Source organism: Microbacterium sp. GXS0129 (genome assembly GCF_044769785.1).
Taxonomy (GTDB): domain Bacteria; phylum Actinomycetota; class Actinomycetes; order Actinomycetales; family Microbacteriaceae; genus Microbacterium; species Microbacterium nymphoidis.
Window position 1 is genome coordinate 106221 of record NZ_JBIZVZ010000005.1, and the last position, 18581, is coordinate 124801.

Annotated in this window: 17 protein-coding genes; 4 read left to right on the plus strand and 13 right to left on the minus strand. The window is 67.9% G+C overall.

The features are described 5' to 3' along the window. Both ACIQJ5_RS14850 and ACIQJ5_RS14855 read right to left on the minus strand, forming a co-directional pair. Positions 1 to 1074, minus strand: coding sequence for an ABC transporter permease (locus ACIQJ5_RS14850; RefSeq protein WP_402845031.1), 1074 nt, complete (start codon positions 1072 to 1074; stop codon positions 1 to 3). 77 nt (positions 1075 to 1151) lie between these two features. Then, a complete protein-coding gene (locus tag ACIQJ5_RS14855; protein WP_231092774.1) occupies positions 1152 to 2810 on the minus strand; it encodes an ABC transporter substrate-binding protein in 1659 nt (552 codons plus the stop codon). Between the two features lie 206 nt (positions 2811 to 3016). Here ACIQJ5_RS14855 and ACIQJ5_RS14860 point away from each other — a divergent pair, with 206 nt between their 5' ends. Both ACIQJ5_RS14860 and ACIQJ5_RS14865 read left to right on the plus strand, forming a co-directional pair. Beyond that, entirely contained in the window at positions 3017 to 3196 is a 180-nt protein-coding gene (locus tag ACIQJ5_RS14860; protein ID WP_402845033.1) for a hypothetical protein, read from the plus strand. Next, positions 3196 to 4431, plus strand: coding sequence for a hypothetical protein (locus ACIQJ5_RS14865; RefSeq protein WP_402845035.1), 1236 nt, complete (start codon positions 3196 to 3198; stop codon positions 4429 to 4431). Before ACIQJ5_RS14860 ends, ACIQJ5_RS14865 begins: the two co-directional genes overlap by 1 nt. A gap of 58 nt (positions 4432 to 4489) precedes the next feature. Here ACIQJ5_RS14865 and ACIQJ5_RS14870 read toward each other — a convergent pair whose 3' ends face one another. Beyond that, positions 4490 to 5164: a YitT family protein gene (locus ACIQJ5_RS14870; RefSeq protein WP_402845037.1), complete on the minus strand. Its 675-nt coding sequence runs from the start codon at positions 5162 to 5164 to the stop codon at positions 4490 to 4492. A gap of 87 nt (positions 5165 to 5251) precedes the next feature. Between ACIQJ5_RS14870 and ACIQJ5_RS14875 the strand changes: the two genes are divergently transcribed. Then, positions 5252 to 6646: a PLP-dependent aminotransferase family protein gene (locus tag ACIQJ5_RS14875; RefSeq protein WP_231092770.1), complete on the plus strand. Its 1395-nt coding sequence runs from the start codon at positions 5252 to 5254 to the stop codon at positions 6644 to 6646. A 5-nt stretch (positions 6647 to 6651) separates the two neighbouring features. On the opposite strand, the gene ACIQJ5_RS14880 is transcribed toward ACIQJ5_RS14875, so the two are convergent. The 4 genes from ACIQJ5_RS14880 to ACIQJ5_RS14895 all read right to left on the minus strand — a co-directional run bounded on the left by ACIQJ5_RS14880 (position 6652) and on the right by ACIQJ5_RS14895 (position 10769). Beyond that, the gene (locus tag ACIQJ5_RS14880; protein WP_231092769.1) at positions 6652 to 7044 is read right to left on the minus strand and encodes a DUF779 domain-containing protein; all 393 of its coding nucleotides are present in this window, start codon (positions 7042 to 7044) and stop codon (positions 6652 to 6654) included. 57 nt (positions 7045 to 7101) lie between these two features. Next, positions 7102 to 8652 (minus strand): aldehyde dehydrogenase family protein, encoded by a 1551-nt coding sequence (locus ACIQJ5_RS14885; RefSeq protein WP_231092768.1) that lies wholly within the window; start codon positions 8650 to 8652, stop codon positions 7102 to 7104. An 81-nt stretch (positions 8653 to 8733) separates the two neighbouring features. Next, on the minus strand, positions 8734 to 10047 hold the full coding sequence (locus tag ACIQJ5_RS14890; RefSeq protein WP_231092767.1) for a GAF domain-containing protein: 1314 nt from the start codon (positions 10045 to 10047) through the stop codon (positions 8734 to 8736). Positions 10048 to 10166: 119 nt separating this feature from the next. Then, positions 10167 to 10769, minus strand: coding sequence for an HD domain-containing protein (locus tag ACIQJ5_RS14895; RefSeq protein WP_402845041.1), 603 nt, complete (start codon positions 10767 to 10769; stop codon positions 10167 to 10169). Between the two features lie 145 nt (positions 10770 to 10914). On the opposite strand from ACIQJ5_RS14895, the gene ACIQJ5_RS14900 reads away from it, so the two are divergent. Then, entirely contained in the window at positions 10915 to 12066 is a 1152-nt protein-coding gene (locus tag ACIQJ5_RS14900) for a hypothetical protein (RefSeq protein ID WP_402845043.1), read from the plus strand. Positions 12067 to 12091: 25 nt separating this feature from the next. On the opposite strand, the gene ACIQJ5_RS14905 is transcribed toward ACIQJ5_RS14900, so the two are convergent. From ACIQJ5_RS14905 to ACIQJ5_RS14930, 6 genes are all read right to left on the minus strand, one after another. Then, on the minus strand, positions 12092 to 13084 hold the full coding sequence (locus tag ACIQJ5_RS14905) for a malate dehydrogenase (protein ID WP_402845045.1): 993 nt from the start codon (positions 13082 to 13084) through the stop codon (positions 12092 to 12094). Positions 13085 to 13123: 39 nt separating this feature from the next. After that, a complete protein-coding gene (locus tag ACIQJ5_RS14910) occupies positions 13124 to 14206 on the minus strand; it encodes a magnesium and cobalt transport protein CorA (protein ID WP_231092763.1) in 1083 nt (360 codons plus the stop codon). A 105-nt stretch (positions 14207 to 14311) separates the two neighbouring features. Continuing rightward, positions 14312 to 15742 (minus strand): CCA tRNA nucleotidyltransferase, encoded by a 1431-nt coding sequence (locus ACIQJ5_RS14915; protein ID WP_231092762.1) that lies wholly within the window; start codon positions 15740 to 15742, stop codon positions 14312 to 14314. A gap of 33 nt (positions 15743 to 15775) precedes the next feature. Next, positions 15776 to 16435 carry a GNAT family N-acetyltransferase gene (locus tag ACIQJ5_RS14920; protein ID WP_231092761.1) on the minus strand — a complete coding sequence of 220 codons (660 nt, stop codon included), beginning with the start codon at positions 16433 to 16435 and terminating at the stop codon, positions 15776 to 15778. A gap of 39 nt (positions 16436 to 16474) precedes the next feature. Next, on the minus strand, positions 16475 to 16903 hold the full coding sequence (locus ACIQJ5_RS14925; protein WP_231092760.1) for an SMI1/KNR4 family protein: 429 nt from the start codon (positions 16901 to 16903) through the stop codon (positions 16475 to 16477). Continuing rightward, positions 16900 to 18471: a methyltransferase gene (locus tag ACIQJ5_RS14930; RefSeq protein ID WP_402845048.1), complete on the minus strand. Its 1572-nt coding sequence runs from the start codon at positions 18469 to 18471 to the stop codon at positions 16900 to 16902. The genes ACIQJ5_RS14925 and ACIQJ5_RS14930 overlap by 4 nt, the downstream gene beginning before the upstream one ends. Positions 18472 to 18581 lie beyond the last annotated feature (110 nt).

The window sequence follows — 18581 nt, forward strand, 5'->3', positions numbered from 1 at the left end:
TCAGTACCTCACCCTCGGGTCGATCATGGCGGCCACGACGTCCACCAGGAAGTTGGTCACCGCGACGATCACGGCGATCATCACGACGATGCCCTGCACCGCCACGAAGTCACGCGCCTTCAGGTAGGACGCCAGCATGAAGCCGAGTCCCTTCCACTCGAAGGTGGTCTCGGTGAGCACGGCGCCGGCCAGCAGCATCGCGATCTGCATGCCCATCACCGTGATGATCGGGATCAGAGCGGGACGGAACGCGTGCTTGGTCACCAGTCGCGACTCGCTGACGCCGCGCGACCGGCCGGAGGTCACGTACTGCTGCCCCAGGGTCCCGATCACGTTCGTGCGCACCAGTCGCAGGAACACGCCACCGGTGAGCAGACCCAGCGCGATCGCCGGCAGGACGGCGTGCTGCAGCACGTCGCCGACGGCGTTCATGTTGCCCACGCGCAACGCATCGATCAGGTAGATGCCGGTGGGATTCTGCACGCCGCTCATCAGCAGCTCGGTGTCGGTGCTGGCACGCCCCGCCACCGGCAGGACGTCCAGCCACACCGAGAAGACCAGCTTGAGGAGGAGTCCCACGAAGAAGATCGGCGTGGCGTAAGCGAGGATGGCCATGATCCGCAGCGCTGCGTCCTGCCACTTGTCCCGCTTGTAGGCGGCGATCAGACCCAGCGGAATGCCGATGATCAGCGCGACGATCACCGCGTAGATCACCAGCTCCAGAGTGGCTGCGCCGTAGAGGAAGAGGATTTCGATGACCGGACGGCCATCGGTGATCGTGGTGCCGAAGTCACCACGGAAGACGTTTCCGAGGTACTCGACGTACTGCACGAGCATCGGCCGGTCATAACCGGCCTGATGGATGCGCTCCTGCAACGCGTCCGGGGTGAGGCGACCACCGAGTGCGGCGGTGATCGGATCTCCCGTCAGGCGCATGAGGAAGAAGACCATCGTCACCAGGATGAAGACGGTGGGGATGATCAGGACGAGGCGGATGAGGATGTACCGCCAGAGCCCGCCGGAGGGTGCTTTGGCAGCACTCTCCACGACGGGGTCCGCGACGACTGTTGCCATGCGTGAACCTTATCTGGAACGCGACAGAGGCCAGGGGATCCGGCGATGGAAGCGCTGGATCCCCCGGCCTCAGGTCGTCACTTCTTGGTGAGCGGTCCGTAGCGGAACTTGAACGACGCGTCCAGCGTCGTGCCGTCCACGTTCGTGCCGACGATCGCCACCTGCTTGCCCTGCAGCAGCGGCAGGGTGGACAGGTCAGCGGCCACCAGGTCCTGGATCTTGCCGATCTCCTCCAGGCGCTTGGCCGAGTCGGTCTCGGTCTGCTCCGTGGTGATGAGCTGCTGCACCTCGGCGTTGTTGTAGTGGTTGTTCAGGAAGTTGTCCGCCGTGAAGAACGGCGACAGGTAGTTGTCCGGGTCGGAGTAGTCCGGGAACCAGCCCAGCTGGTACATCGGGTACACGTCCGCGCTGCGGTCCTCGGCGTACTGCACCCACTCGGTCTGCTGCAGGTTGACCGTGAACAGGCCGCCCTCCTCCAGCTGGGTCTTCACGGCGGCGTACTCGTCGCCCGAGGACGGACCGTAGTGGTCGCCGTTGTACTGCAGGTTGAGCGTGACCGGGGTGGTGACACCGGCGGCGGAGAGGATCTCCTGCGCCTTCTCGAGCGAGGGGCCGCCGTTGCCGTCGCCATAGAGCTTCTTCAGCGGCTCGGTGGCACCGGGCATGCCGTCTGCGACGAACGAGTAGAGCGGGCTGTAGGTGTCCTTGTAGACGTCGGTGGCGAGCGCCTCGCGGTCGACGAGGGACGCCATCGCCTGGCGCACGGCCAGCGCCTTGGCGGGGTCCGCACCCTCGGCCTTGGCTCCGAAGGGCATGGTGTCGAAGTTGAAGACGATGTAGCGGATCTCACCACCCGGGCCGTCGACCACCTTGACCTTGTCGTTCTTGCTGAGGTCGTCGACGTCGGTGGCCGAGAGGCTGCGGAAGGCCACGTCGATCGCGTTCTTGCCGATGTCCAGCTTCAAGTTGGACGCATCGGCGTAGTACTTGACCGTGACGCCGTTGTTGTCCGGCTTGCCGAGGTTGCCCTGGTAGCCCTCGAACGGCTTGTACTGGATCAGCTCGTTGAACTTGTAGGAAGCGATGTCGTACTGGCCGGCGAACGCGTGGCCGTCGACGATGGCCTGGTCATCGGTGAGCGCATCGGCCGAGAAGACCTCTTCGTCGACGATGGGGCCCGCGGGGCTGGAGAGGATGAGCGGCCAGATCTGGTCGTTTCCGTTCTTCAGCGTGAAGACCACCGTGGTGTCGTCCGGGGTGGCGATCGAGTCGAGGTTTCCGAGCAGCGACGCGGGGCCGTTGGCGTCGGCGATCTTGACGACGCGGTCGAAGGAGAACTTCACGTCGGAGGAGGTCAGGTCATGGCCGTTGGCGAACTTCAGACCGGACTTGAGCTTGACGGTGTACTCGGTGGGGGAGGTGAACTCCGCCGACTCGGCGATGTCCGGCGTGACCTCGGCGGTGCCGTAGACGCTGTTCATGAGGAACGGGTACACCTGGTTCATCACCGCGAACGAGCCGTTGTCGTAGGAACCGGCCGGGTCCAGCTTGGTGATCTTGTCGGTGGTTCCGACGACGATGTCAGAGCCCGACGACTCGGAACCGCCACTGGCTCCGTCAGACGGCGAGGTGTCGCCGCCCGTGCTGCTGGTGGTGCAGCCGGCGAGGATCAGTGCGGAGGCGCCCACGGCGCCGAGGGCGAGAACCAGACGGCTCCGCTTGTTGTGCGATGACATATGTTGCTACCTCTGTGAAATCGGGTACGGGGCCGGCCCTCCGGGCTCGACCGTTGCGTCATCCTCTCCCTTCAAGCGGTTTCACAGGAAGCGCACGTTGCACATCGTGACGAGACTGAGACTCTTCGAGCGTGACACTGCGCTCCGGCACGCCGCACACGCTCTCGGTAAGATCTGTGGATCGTGCACAGCACGAAGGGGGATGCATGACCGTCACGTTCGACGCGGGCCCGCTGGTCCAGCCGATCACCGCCGAGGCCCTTCGGGGCTTCCGGGCCACCTCCGGGCGCCGGCTGCGGCGCGGGGTGAGCTGGGCCTGGATCGGCGGTCTCGTGCTGATTCTGGGGTGGTGGCTGGTGCAGTTCGTGATGAAGGTGTTGGTGTGATGAGCGTTCCATTCGATCCCCGGCCTCTCCTCGCACCCGTCGATGAGCGAGCCGCGCGCGCGGAAGGCAGCATGCGCCGGGAGCGTGATCCGCTGATCGCCCGTACGGCGGGGAGACAACGCCAGACGACGGTGATCCTGCTCGCCACTCTGGGCCCGTTCCTGCTGCTGACGATCGGCGTGACGTTCCTGCCGATGATCGCGACCGCCGTGGCGAGGCCCACGCTCATTCCGGCACTGGTCTTCTTCCTGGTGCTGATGGCCGCCTTCATCGCGGGCATCGTCGCCCTCGCTGTGGCCGTCACGCGCTCCGCGCGCCGCGCCCAGGACGCCCAGTGGTACCGCTTCTCGCGCTTCGCCGCGGCGAACGGGCTCGAGTTTCATCCCTACATCCCCGAACCACCGCTTCCCGGCCTGCTGTTTCGCGGTCGCAACGGCACGGATCCGGCCAGCGAGAACGTGCTTCGCGGCATGGCGCCGCGCGTGGTGGAGTTCGGCGACTACGCCTTCACGGTGAGCAACGGCAAGAGCTCGACGCGGGTGCGGCGCGGCTACATCGCCATCCGGGTGGACAACCTGCTGCCCAACATCGTGCTGGATGCGAAGGGGAACGACGGCCCGTTCGGCGGACTCAGCCTCGATCGCAGGCAGAGGTTGAGCCTGGAGGGTGATTTCGACCGCTTCTTCACGCTGTACTGCCCCACCGGCTACGAGACCGACGCGCTGTATCTGTTCACGCCCGACATCATGCTGCGACTCATGACGCAGGCTGCGGTGCTGGATGTCGAGCTGGTGGACAACTGGATCTTCTTCTACGCCAACCGATCGATCCCGTCGATGGATCCGGCGGTCTGGGCCTGGCTGTTCTCGCTGGTGCACGCGATGCTCACCAAGGTGGAGCAGTGGGAGCGCTGGCGTGACGAACGTCTGGCCGGGGTTCGCCCGGGCAGCGGCATCGCCGTCGTCCCGTCGCCGTCAACACTGCCACCGGGCGGATATGCGCCCGGTGCACCGGCACCTCACGCGGGGGTCCCGTTCGCGGCACCGGGTCACCCGGCGCCGCCGGCCGCGTTCGTGCTCCAGCCGCCCGGAGTCGCCCATCCGGGACGGCGCCTTCGCGGCGGCTGCAGCGGTCGGGCCTGGGTGATCGTGGTCGTCGCGCTTGCCGTGGTGGTGGTGCCGGCGATCGCGATCTTCGGCATCGTGCTGGGCTCGATCGCCGGATCCGTGCGCTGAGAGAGGGAAAACGCACCTCCGACAGGCGTCCGAGGTGCGTTTTCGATCTCCGCCGAAGTCAGGGAGTGGGAACAGGAGCCAGCCGAGCCGACCGACGCGCCCGCCAGGCGGTGATGCGGGGCAAGAAGACGCCGATCAGAGGTCCCACCCCGAACGCGAAGATCACCGTGCCCACGCCCACGGGGCCACCCAGCAGCCATCCGATCAGGAGCACGCTGCCCTCGATGATGGTGCGAACGATCCACACCTTCCACTTCGTCACGCGCACCAGCCCGGTCATCAGCCCGTCACGCGGCCCGGGACCGAAGTCCGCTGCGATGTACACACCGGTGGCGATCGAGAGCACCACGAGACCGGCCAGGAACAGCGCCGCCCCGGCGACGACGTTCGGCATCTCGGGGATGAGCCAGAGGCCCACGTTGGCGGAAGGCCCCACCAGCAGTGCGTTGAGCACGGTACCGAGCCCCATCCTCTGGCGCAACGGGATCCACAGCACCAGCACCACGATGGAGATGGCCACCGTGGCCGTGCCGTAGTCGATCGGCAGGTGAAAGGTGGTGCCCACCGACAGCACGTCCCAGGGTGAGAGCCCGATGCCCCCGCGGATCATCATCGCCAGACTGATGCCGTAGACGAACAGGCCGATCAGCAGCTGCACGAGACGCTCCGTGAGATCGCGCGGCGACGTTGCGGTGATGGGCAGCAGGGGTGAGCGGAGGGCCATAGCTGCCATGGTGCTCCTGGTCCGGCCCGTGGTTTCCGGTCCACTACCCGATAAGTGGCCTGTTACGTACAGGCCACATGGTGGCACAGTGGTCTCATGACCTCCCGGCTCGTCCTCCTCCTCGGCACCTGGCAACCCGATCGCGGCGTCGCGGCCTCGCTGGCGGAGCGAGTCCGAGCGCTCGTGCTGGACGGCCGGCTGACCGTGGGGGAGCGGCTGCCCAGCGAGCGCGTGCTCGCGCAGGAGCTCGGTCGGTCCCGTGCCACGATCACGGCGGCATACGGTCGGCTGGAAGCTGCCGGCTACGTGGTGCGAACCCATGGCGGAGGCACGCACATCGCCCTGCCGCACTCCTCGTCCGTGCGGCCGACGCTGCCCGGAAGCGCCCCGATCGATTTCTCGATCGCCTCCACCGGATCGGCGCCCGGCCTGCACGAGGCCACGATCCGCGCATTGCCGCGTCTCGCCGCCCAGCGCGGCGGCACCGGCTACACGCTGGAGGGGCTCCGGGAGCTCCGGGAGATGATCGCGGCCCGATACCGCGAGCGCGGCGTGCCCACGGAGGCCGACGAGATCATCATCACGTCCGGGGCGATGCATGCACTGGCGCTGGTGCTCGCGGCGTTCTCACGTCCGGGACGCGTCGCGGTGGTCGAGGAGCCCACGTTCCCGCACGCCATGGACGCCATCCGCCGTGCCGGACATCGCCTCGTGACCACTCCGGTCGGGGCGGGCGGCTGGGATGTGGGGCACCTGACGACGACTCTGCTCGACCTGCACCCGCACCTCGCGTATCTGATCCCGGATTTCCACAATCCGACCGGTGCGAACATGCCCGATGCGGATCGCAGCGTGGTGGTGGCCACGGCGCGCAGCGCGGGCACGATGCTCATCGTGGACGAAACCTGCGCCGACCTGGACATCGACCGCCCGTTCACGCCGAGTCCGTTCGCGGCCTTCGGCGACGTGATCACGCTGGGCTCCCTTTCGAAGATCGCCTGGGGGGGCCTGCGCATCGGGTGGATCCGGGCTTCGCGCGCGGTGGTCAGCCGTATCCTCGCGGTGCGCCCCACCATCGACCTCGGGACGGCACCGCTGGAACAGTGCATCGCCATCGAACTGCTCGATGACGTGCCGGCCCTGCAGCAGCACGTGCGCTCGCGACTGGCCGCGGGGCGTGCGGCGGTGCGCACCGGCCTGGAGTCGATCGGTCTCACGATGCCGGACACCCACGGAGGACTCGCCGTGTGGATTGGCCTGCGCGGCTTCGACTCCACCGCGCTCTCGCTGGCCGCCCACGACCACGGCCTGCGGCTGCCGCCCGGACCGCGATTCTCCGCGTCCGGCGTGCTCAACGGCTATCTGCGACTGCCGATCACGCTGGATCCGGAGACCACGGCTGACGGCATGCTGCGCCTGGCTGCGGCCTGGCAGGACGTGCACCGCGGACCCGTGACCCACGCCGCGATGGAGCATCTCGCGGTGGTGTGATCGCCTCATCCGCGGGGGATGAGCTCGAAGTGCTCCAGTTCAGGCGTGGTGAGCATCCGCGACCGCACGATGAATCGCCTCCCGGTGGGCGACTCGACGCTGAAGCCGGCCCCGCGCCCCGGAACAGCGTCGATGGTGAGATGCGTGTATTTCCAGTACTCGAACTGGCTCGACGACATGAACACGTCGACCGGATCGATGCCGGTGACCTCCAGCGTTGCGAGGTGGACGTCACCCGGACCGGTGATGAACATCCCTACGGGATAGCACATGGGGGCACTGCCGTCGCAACAGCCGCCGGACTGATGGAACATCAGGGGTCCGTGCTGAGCGGCCAGCTCGCGAAGCAGCTGCGCAGCCTCGGCGGTCACCGCAACACGTGTCAGATCGTCAGTCATAACGTCACCTTCCACGGGGGGAGCACCCGCCCGCATCGGCGGGCGCTCCCCGACGGATCAGAAGAAGCCCATGCTTCCTTCGGCATATGACACCAGGAGGTTCTTCGTCTGCTGGTAGTGATCCAGCATGCGCAGGTGGTTCTCCCGTCCGATCCCGGACTGCTTGTATCCGCCGAACGCTGCATGGGCGGGGTACTGGTGATACGTGTTGGTCCACACTCGTCCCGCCTCGATCGCGCGGCCCGCGCGGTAGGCCGTGTCTCCCGACCGGCTCCAGACACCGGCACCCAGGCCGTACAGGGTGTCGTTGGCGATGGAGATGGCGTCGTCGAAGCCGGTGAAGGAGGTCACCGACAGCACCGGCCCGAAGATCTCCTCCTGGAATATGCGCATGTCGTTGGTGCCCTCGAAGACCGTGGGAGCGACGTAGTACCCCTCGGAGAGATCGCCGCCGAGGTCCACGCGCTCACCACCGGTGAGCAGCTTTGCGCCTCCGGCCTTGCCGATCTCGATGTAGGAGAGGATCTTCTCGAGCTGGTCGTTCGAGGCCTGCGCCCCGATCATCGTGCGCGGATCCAGCGGGTTGCCCTGCACCACCTTGCCGACACGCTCCAGACCGTCGGCAAGGAAGCCGTCGTAGATGGATCGCTGGATCAGCGCGCGCGAGGGACAGGTGCACACCTCGCCCTGGTTCAGCGCAAAGAGCGTGAAACCCTCGAGCGCCTTGTCGTAATAGGCATCGGAGGTGTCGCGCGCGACGTCCTCGAAGAACAAGTTCGGGCTCTTGCCACCCAGCTCCAGCGTCACCGGGATGAGGTTCTGGGAGGCGTACTGCATGATGAGGCGACCGGTCGTGGTCTCACCGGTGAAAGCGATCTTGCGGATGCGCTTGTGCTGCGCCAGCGGCGCCCCCGCCTCGATGCCGAAGCCGTTGACGATGTTCACGACTCCCGGGGGAAGCAGATCGCCGATGAGATCGAAGAGGTAGAGGATCGATGCCGGTGTCTGCTCGGCGGGCTTCAGCACCACGCAGTTGCCGGCCGCGAGCGCGGGGGCCAGCTTCCACACCGCCATCAGGATCGGGAAGTTCCACGGGATGATCTGTCCCACCACTCCCAGGGGCTCGGCGAAGTGATAGGCGATGGTGTCGCCATCGATCTCGCTGATGCCACCCTCCTGTGCTCGCAGTGCGCCCGCGAAGTAGCGGAAGTGGTCGATGGCCAGCGGGATGTCCGCCGCCAGCGTCTCGCGCACCGGCTTGCCGTTCTCCCACGTCTCTGCGACCGCGATCTCCTCGAGATGCGCTTCCATGCGATCCGCGATGCGGTTGAGCACGAGCGCTCGTTCGGCAACACTGGTGCGCCGCCAGCTGCTGAAGGCGAACCATGCGGCTTCCACCGCGCGATCGATGTCCTCCGCGGTGCCGCGCCCCACTTCGCAGAACGGCTTGCCGTTCACCGGGGAGATGTTCTCGAAGTACTGTCCCTGGGCGGGCTCCACCCAGGCGCCACCGATGTAGTGGCCGTAGCGCGAGCGGTAGTTGGCGACGGCCCCGGGCTGTCCGGGTGCGGCGTACGCGGTGGTGACGTCCTCGTCGACGAGTGTCATGGTGTCTCCTTTGACCGATCCAGCAGCGGTGTCCCGCCGTGGCAGAGACGATATGCACGGCAACGTTGCACCGGGTTGCGGTCAGTGCGCGAGACGCTCGATACGTGCCACCAGCCCGGTGCGCTTCGGGGACCGGGGCGGCAGCAGTTCGAGTGCCAGTCGCAGCACCTCCTCGTCGTCCTCACCCGCAGCGGTGTCGGCATAGGACAGCAGCACATCGGCGCTTGCTTCCGCGATCAGGGCGTCGCGGAGCGTCGTGCGCACCGTGTCACGGAACTGCTCCACCCCCGGAGCCACCGAATCGGTGAGTACGTCGCCGGCGTAAGACGCCAACGCCACCCGATGAGCGCCGCGATCCAGCAGGGAGAGCACGCGTTGCGCGTCGGTGTCGATCTCGGCGGTCAGCCGATAGGGCCTGGACTCCACGCCGATGAAGGCAGCGACGCGAGCGAGAGTCTTGCGCAGCCGGACCATCTCCGGTCGGAGCGTGTCGACCGGAGCATCGGGACCGTACACGAGTTCGGTGAGGCGCTCGGCGCTGAGTCCCTGCCGGTGAAGGGTCAGCAGGAGGAGGATCTCCGCGTGACGACCCGAGAGCACGTGGCGGGTGAGTTCACGTCCGTCATCGACGTCGAGGAGGGCGCGCTCCTGGCCGAGCACGCGCAGTGTCGCACGCTGCGGACGTTGTGGGGGCGCACTCCGGCGCGGTGAGGATTCGCGGGAGCGCATGCGGGTGATCAGCAACTCACCCTCCACGGCGCGCGCGGCCGCATCGACGAGGAGCTGTGCCTGCGGTGTGATGACCTCGGTGCCGCCCGTGACATCGATGACGCCCACGATGAGTCCGGTCTCGGGGTCCCGCACCGGTGCCGCCGTACATGACCACGGCTGCACGAACCGATTGAAGTGCTCGGCCCCGAGGATCTGCACGCCGGTGCCCAAGGTCAGCGCCGTCCCGGGAGCGGAGGTGCCCACGGCGGACTCCGACCAGTCGGCACCTGCCACGAACCCCATCTCGCCGGTGCGACTGCGCACCTCCCGATCCCCTTCCACCCACAGCAACCTCCCCGCCGCGTCGCCGACGGCCACCACGACCCCCGCCTCCTCGGCGACTCCGGGCAGCAGAAGCGACCGGATCATGTCGCGGACGCCGGCGAGCGGGTGCGCGCGCCGATATTCCTCCAGAGCGGATCCCGAGAGCGCGACGGGCGGCAGAGCCTCTGCCGCCACCGCGCCGTCACGGCTGCGGCGCCACGATTCGCGCACGAGCTGGCGGACGTCCGCGAGACGACGGTCGTCGGCGTTGCCGGTGACGAACTCCTCGTGAGCGCGCTCCACCATCAGACGCGACGTCTGCGGCGAGACGTCGCGTCGTTGCGACCAGCTCGATGACATGGGAGATCCTGGGGCGAGGTTGCGGCTGTGGCGCCAGTGTAGGCCAGCCCCGGCGTCGCGTCACCGCCGGTGCTCGTCAGTGCGTGACGGGCGGCTCTGCGTCGCCGGCCGGTAGGGCATCACAGTCGTTCGAGGGGGTTGCCCGCGAGCCTGGCCACGACACCCCCGTCGAACAGGCGCCGGGCGTGGCTGAGCGGTTTGCGTTCGGACTGGTCTCGCACCCTCGTGCCGAACTCGTCGGCGAGAGTGAGGCGCGGGTGCGCGGCGAGCACTTCGCGGCGGAACTCCAGCGGGATATCGGTGTCTCGCCGGCCCGCGATGTCGAGCCCGGTGGCGATCTCCAGCAGGTAGCCCTCGAGGTCATGGCCCGGATCGACCGTGGGCCAGTTGTGGCGCACGATGACCTCGGTGATGCGCTGTCGGCGGTGCTGGGGCCACCCCGCACCCGCGGCCATCGCCGCACCCACGTGACCCCCCGCCTCCTCGTAGCCGAGGCGGTGATTGTCGAACTCGGGGGCCAGACCGATGTCGTGCAGCAGTGCGGCGGCGTACAGGAGTTCGTGGTCGACCCCGCTCAGCCCCTCCACCACGGCGAACGCCTCGGCCCACAGCCACGACCGCAGCACGTGGTTGCCGAGCGCGGGAGAGTGGTACTGCTTCACGAGGTCCCGCGCGCCGCGTGCGGCAGCGGTTTCCGGCACGGCGAAGTCGGCGATGCGCATGGGAGCCAGGCTAGTGAACGTGGACAGCCGGCACCGTGCGAATGCCGCCAACGAACCGCGAGATCGCGCCACACCGCACGAACAGGCTCCCAGACGCGGCCCCCAGACCGCGCGCTCTCACCGATGTGCTCGGTACGGTGGATCCATGGCGATGCGCGTGGGGATGACGACGAGTGCGCTCACCCGTCCACTCTCGTATCGAGAGGCTCGCGAGCTGATCGATGCGGTGACGCCGACGCCGCGCGAGCAGGCCTCGGGACGCATCAGCCTGAAACTGCCCCTGTGGTCGCGCATCCAGCTGGGAGCGCTGACGACCGTCGCCTGGATCATCGGAGCGGTCATCGTCGTGAGTGCCGCCGCGGGCATCATCGTCATCGCGCTGAACGTGTGGAACGATCCGATCGGCTCGCTGCGCTGGATCATCCCGCTGGGGCTGGTGGCGGTCGCCCTCGGCATCCTGCAGCAGTACGAGGAGCGTCAGCGCGTGATCCGGCGCGCACGCACCCTGCTGCTGACGCGGGAGAACGGCTGGGACTTCGACATCGAGACCCTCGCCATCCCGCCGGCGCGCTCGATGAAGTTCGGCACCGATCGCAAGGTGCTCGATCTCGTGCGATTGCGCCGTGCACCGCGCATCGAACTCGGCATTTTCCAGACCACCGTCGACTCCGGAAAGTCGACGGCGATCGTCCGTCAGGATTATCTCGCTCTCGCACTGCCGCAGAAGCTCCCGAACATCGTGCTGCAGGCGATGCCGACCGGGTTCCGTCTGGGCAACGCGGTCGCGGTTCCGAACGGCGTCGATCCGGATCAGTTCCTCAGCCTGGAGGGCGATTTCGACCGGTACTTCCGCCTGTACTGCCCGCCGGGTTACGAACGCGATGCGCTGTACCTGTTCACGCCCGACATCATGGCGCTGTTCATCGACCGCGCGCACGGCTGCAGCGTGGAGATCGTCGACAACTGGCTCATCGTGTCGGGGAACGAGCGGCGCCTGCGAGGGGCGAAGGTGGAGTCGTGGACGCGCACGCTCGAGCTCATCGCCGCGATCGAGGACAAACTCGAGCAGTGGGATCAGTGGCGGGATGACTCGAAGCGGCGCGTGGCCCCTCGCGGCACACCACGCGCGCTGGCACGCCCCAAGCCGGATGTGGCCGCCGCAGGCGCACGCCTGAAGGATCTCTCGCGGGCCAGCCGGATCAGGCGTCAGCTCATGACGGGCGGCATCATCCTCGGCGGAATCGCCGTCGTCTTCGGGTCGATCCTGATTCCCATCCTGATCGCCGACGCCAACTGAGGGACATTCCGCGCGCGGAATACGTTCAGATCAGCCCGAGCTCGCGAACCGCGTCGCGCTCGGAGATCAGCTCGGCCACTGATGCATCGATACGCGAACGCGCGAAGTCGTCCACGGCGAGACCCGGCACGATGCTCCAGTCTCCATCCGCGGTGGTCACCGGGAACGAGGAGAACAGGCCCTCCGGCACTCCGTAGGAGCCGTCCGAGACCACCGCCATCGACGTCCAGTCGTGACGAGCCGTTCCGCCGAGCAGATCACGCGCTGCGTCCACCGTCGCGGAGGCCGCCGACGCCGCCGAAGACAGGCCGCGAGCGGCGATGATGGCCGCACCGCGCTGCGCCACAGTCGGAATGAAGAACTCCTCCACCCACGCGCGATCCACATAGTCCACCGCGGGGGCGCCGTCGATCGTGGCCGCCGAGATGTCGGGGAACTGGGTGGCCGAGTGGTTGCCCCAGATGCTCATGCGCCGGATGGCGGAGACCGGACGGTGCGTGTGCTGGGCGAGCTGGGCCAGGGCACGGTTGTGGTCAAGACGCGTGAGCGCGCTGAAGCGCGAAGCGGGAACGTCGGGCGCGTGGGTCGAGGCGATCAGCGCATTGGTGTTGGCGGGGTTCCCCGTCACGATGACGCGCAGATCGTCGGCGGCCACGGTGTTCAGGGCGGCACCCTGTGTGCTGAAGATCGCGCCGTTGGCCGCCAGCAGATCGCCGCGCTCCATGCCGGGACCGCGGGGCCGGGCACCCACAAGGAGGGCCAGGTTGACGCCGTCGAAGACCTTCTCCGGGTCGGATCCGATCTCCACACCGGCAAGTCCCGGGAATGCTCCGTCCTGCAGTTCCATCACCACGCCCTCCAGGGCGGGCAGCGCTGGTTCGATCTCCAGCAGGCGCAGCTCCACGGGGCGATCGCCGGCGATCGCCCCGCTGGCGATGCGGAACAGCAGGCTGTAGCCGATCTGTCCGGCGGCTCCGGTGACGGCGATGCGAAGCGGGCTCTGCGTGGTGTGGGTCATGCCCTCACGCTACGCCACCCCGCACCGCCGCCGGGAGCGTCACATCCAGTCTTTTCGGCGGAACACCAGCCACAGTCCCACCCCGAGCAGGAGCATCGCCCCCACGGCCAGCGGGTAACCGAAATCCCAGTGCAACTCGGGCATGTTGTCGAAGTTCATGCCGTAGATCGCGCCGATGAGCGTGGGGGCGAACAGAATGGCCGCCCAGCCGGAGATCTTCTTCATGTCCTCGTTCTGGCGCTGTGTCACCAGGGTCGAGTTCACGCTGAGGATCTGATTGAGCGCGTCGCGCAGATCGGTGGTCCGGGTGGTGGCTCGGGAGAGGTGGTCACCCACATCCTGCAGATGGGTCTGCAGCTCTTCCGCGACCCGGTACTTGCCGAAACCCGCGCGCAGACGCACCAGGACGAGGCCCATCGGGCTCGCGGCGTGCTGCAGGTCGATGACCTCGCGACTCAGGCGATAGATGCGCTCCGTCACCGAGCGCTCCCCGGTGAACACCTGACGCTCGATCTGCTCCTTGTCCACGTCCAGGCCGTCGAGCGCAGAAGCGTAGCCGTCGACGATCGTGTCGAGCACGGTGTACACGACGGCCTCGGAGCCCAGCGCGAGCAGTTCGGGGTCGCCACCGAACTGCTCCAGGTCCCACTTCTGCTCCTTCTCACGGTCCTGGCAGATGACCGCCACGGTGTTGCCGCGGACGATGAGGTGGAACTCCGCGAACTCGACCTCTTCCGTCCAGTCGCGGTACAGGGCGGAGCGGACCACCACGAAGAGCACGTCTCCGTAGCGCTCCACCTTCGGACGCTGACCCGCGTTCTCCAGATCCTCCACGAGGATCGGGTGCAGGTCGAACTGCTCGGCCAGCTCTGCGATCTGATCCGGTGTGGGCAGGTCGTAGCCGATCACCGCGAGGTGATTCGACTCGCCATCGGCGTACGCGACGGCCTCGGCGAGCGTGGCGGACTCGTCGCCGGGAATCCGTGAACCGTCGCGGAAGAGGTGGACCGTGCGGGTGCCGCGGCTGCCCGCGGGCGGTGCCGGCGGGATGGGCCTTCGTGCCGGGATGAGGCGATGCGGATCCAGACGGTTCACTCGCGGCTGATCATTGCGGATACTCATCGGACCTCCCCGGGTTGTGTGTGCGTGTGCAACGTTCCACCGTACGCCCTCAACCGGAACGAACCGTGAACGCGCTCGTCACAGGAGTCGATGAGGAGAGGTGTCTCAGCCCGAGCGTTCAGCCCACCAGGCGCGCAGTCGCTCTTCCGCATCCGCCTCCGAGATCACACCCTCATCGAGCCGGATGTCCATGAGGAAGCGGTAGGCCTCGCCGACCTCGCGGCCGGGGCGGATGCCCAGCACCTCCTGGATGCGATTGCCGTCCAGGGCGGGACGCAGCGAATCCAGCTCCTCCTGCGCGGCGAGCTCGTCGATGCGACGTTCGATGTCGTCATAGGCACCGGCAAGACGCGCGGCCTTGCGCTTGTTGCGCGTGGTCACATCAGCGCGGGTGAGGATGTGCAGCCGTGCCAGCTCATCGCCGGCGTCACGGACATAACGACGAACGGCCGAGTCCGTCCACGTGCCCTCGGCGTAACCGAAGAAGCGCAGGTGCTGCTCGATCAGCTGAGTGACGGACGAGATGGTGTCGTTGTCGAAGCGCAGGGCCTGAAGCCGCTTGCGTGCCATCCGAGCACCCACGACGTCGTGGTGGTGAAAGCTCACGACACCACCCGGTTCGAGCTTGCGGGTGCGGGGCTTGCCGATGTCGTGCAGCAGCGCCGCAAGTCGAAGCGCGACGTCCGGCTCGGCATCCGGGAAACGGCTCTTCTCCAGCTGGATCGCCTGGGCGAGCACCGTCAGCGAGTGCTCGTAGACGTCCTTGTGGTGGTGGTGCTCATCCGTTTCGAGCCGCAGTTCGGAGATCTCCGGCAGGAACTCCTCGATCAGCCCGGTGTCCACCAGCAGTCGCAGCCCGCGCGAGGGATCGTCGGTCTGCAGCAGCCGGACCAGTTCGGACTGGATGCGCTCCGGGGAGACGATGCCGAGGGTGCTGCGCAGTGAGGTGATCGCCGCGACGGTCTCGGGAGCGACCTCGAACTCCAGCTGCGAGGAGAAGCGCGCTGCGCGCAGCATGCGCAGGGGGTCATCGCCGAAGCTGATGGCGGGGTCGATGGGGGTGCGCAGCACGCCGGCCACCAGATCCTCGATGCCGCCGGTGGGATCCACCAGCTGCGCCTGCGGAACGCGCAGCGCCATGGCGTTCACGGTGAAGTCACGACGGGTGAGGTCGGCCTCGAGGGAGTCGCCGAAGGCCACCACGGGCTTGCGGGTCACGCCGTCGTACTCGTCGGCGCGGTACGTGGTGATCTCGACGTTCTCGCCCTGGACGCGGGCACCGATCGTTCCGAACGCGCGCCCGATGTCCCAGTGCGTGCTGGAGATGGGCTTCACGATGGCGAGGATCTGGTCGGGGCTCGCGTCGGTGGTGAAGTCGAGGTCGTGCACCGGACGGCCCAGCAGCGCGTCGCGCACCGGACCGCCCACCAACGACAGATCGTGACCGGCGGCGGCGAACGCCTCCGCGACCGTGGCTACCACCGGATTCGCTGCGATGGCGCCCAGGCGCGCAACTCCCTCAGCCATGTTCAGCATGACTTCCAGCCTACCGGGGCGGCTGTCACGCGTTCATGCGTGGTCCCCGAGACCGAGGAACGCGCGAACCGGAGCTACGCCGCTGACCTCAAGGTCCCATTCCGGGCGGACGAAATCCTCCTTGCTCACACGGAGCCGGACCATCGTCTCGACGGTGTCCGGACGGGTGACGGCACGTTGTATGCCGTCATCGGTATATCCAAGAGCACGAGAGACTCCGAGCGAGGAGGCGTTCCATTCGGCGGCGCCCGACGTCGCCTCGCGCGCGCCGAGATGGTCGAAGGCGAAGCTCAGCACCGCCTGGCGCATCTCCTTGCCCAGCCCGCGCCCGTGGACGGACTGCGTGAGCCACGAACCGGTGGAGACCTCCCGAAGCTGCGGGAACTGGTGTCCGGCGAGGTCCTGCACGCCGATGACGACGCCGTCGTGGATGATCGCGAACAGCACGGTCCAGGACTGCGGCTGAATGGCGGCACGCATGCTCCAGTGATAGCGCGCGATGGCCGGGCCCATGACCTCGGGGGCCTGGTCGGTCCACGGGAACGAGAACGGCATCACCGCAGGATCGTGCACTCCGGCCGTCGCGGCGTCGACGACGGCGGGGATGTCCTCGTCCCGCGCCGGCCGGAGCACCAGCCGGGGCGTCCGCAGCTCCAGGCCGAACAGCGGCCACACATCGTCGATCGTCGTCATCGCGACAGCTTACGTGCCACCCGGCGGCGGCACGGAGCCTCAGGCGAACGGGAGCGGATACGGGTAGCGATCGCCGAGCCCGGGGGAGATGGACTCCAGCATCATGTCCAGTCTCATCACGTCGTCGTCGGAGGCATCCGGGATGCGCTCGAAGGTGCGCAGCGCGTGCGCCAGCACCAGCCACTCCGTGATGTCGATGCGGAGCGCTTCGAACAGGTGCGCCGACTGCAGGCCATGGTTGCTGTCGAAGAGCCAGACCCCGCCATCCGGGCCGAGCAGCCAGGTGTCGCCGTGGTCGTTGCCGCCGATCACCGCCCAGCGCGGGTCGACCTCGAGGCCCTCCCAGCGAGCCGGGTCACGGAAGCGGGCGGTCTCGCCCACGGCCATCGCCTCGTCGAAGGCGGTGATGTCCGCGCTGATCCGCGCCGGATGCTCCGGCAGCATGCGCAGCAGTGCGTCCACGCTCATACGGCATCCCCGCCCGGGAGGCGGAGGAAGCCGGTGAGCACGAGTTCGCGCACGCGCGGCATCACGTCGGCGCGGAGCTCTGCGGCGTCCACCTCCAGAAGCTGGGCGATGGCGGCCACGAGCGAGCCCACCGAGAGCTCGCCGTCGCAGGCACCCACGAGGCCGGCGACGGCGGGATCCACCGACAGAGCACGACCGAAGCCCGTCCCCTGGCGCAGCTCGATCACCGTGGGGTCTTCATGCCCGGGAAGATGGTGTCGAACCTCTGACACGTCGGGGGCCGTGATGAGCGCGCGGGCCGCGAGCGCGTCGTCATCCAGCTCCGCCAGCTGGTCGTGCGCGGCCAGCATCGCGGCGAGGTGCGAGCCCAGCGAGCCTTCGGCGGGGATCGGGGTGTCGACGCGCTCGAAGCGCCGGAGGGTCGGTTCACCGATGGCGCGGCGCAGAAGGACGTAGCCGAAGCCGATCCGGGTGACGCGCCGGTGCGCGAAATCGTCCAGCCAGGCATTCAGCAGCGCCTCGTGTCCGGCGGTTCCTGGCACCGTGCCGCCGTCGCGGATCCACAGCGACGCGTACTCGACCGGGTCGAGCTGCTCGCGTTCGATGACCCAGGCGTCCAGGGGCACGGGAGACGATTGCACCCACTCACGGACGCGATCGAGCCCGTCCGAGCCCCAGCGGTATTCCCAGTTGCCGAGGAACTGGGCGATCCCGCCGTCGACCAGGTGCTCGCCGACCCCCGCGAACACCGCCGCCACCAGATCGTCACCCTGCATGCCGCCGTCCCGGTAGTCGAAGGCGGGGACGTCGTCGCGACGAGGGGTGATCACGAAGGGCGGGTTCGAGACGATCCGGTCGAACCGCTCACCGGTCACCGGCTCGAACAGGCTGCCCTCGCGCAGATCGATGTCGCCGACGCCGTTGAGCAGGGCGTTGAACCGTGCGTAAGCAAGTGCGGAGGGGGAGATGTCGGTGCCGGTCGCGCGGTCGGCGTAGCGACGCGCCCGCAGCGCCTGGATGCCGCATCCCGTGCCGAGGTCCAGCACCCGCCCTGCGGGGAGGGGGAGCTGGAGACCGGCGAGAGTGAGCGACGCACCGCCCACTCCCAGCACGTGGTCATCCGGCAGCGGACCACCCAGAGCCACTTCGTCCAGATCACTGGCGATCAGCCATTCACCCATTCCGGACTCGTCGACATAGGACTGCGGTCGAAGCAGCGACCGGGCGCGCACCTGATCCGCCTCGACGGCGACGATCCCCAGCGCGCGCAGCCCGTCCAATCCGATCGACGGCAGCGCTACCGCAACCGCGGTGACAGGTTGCGGGACACCCAGCACGAACAGTCGCGCGAGCGTGGCGAGGGGGTCGGCCCGATCGGCCAGCGCCCGCAGAGCAGCGACGCGGATCCCGCGTCCATATGCGTCATCGGCGCTCTCGCCCCACGCGGCCCGGATGCGCTCGGACGTGTAGTCGGCGGTTCGCAGGTCGTGCGCGAGGAGCGCGACGAGCTCGGGATCGGGATGCACGTTCACCTCCCCATTCAAGCGCCAACGGCCGTGGATCGGCATTCCCCCGGGGTGACGGCGGTCAGGGACACGACGCGGAGGATCCGAACTGTCAGGCGGCACGACCTAGAATCGACACGGGTTCGCGGGCGTCCGCCCGGGCTCCCGAAGAC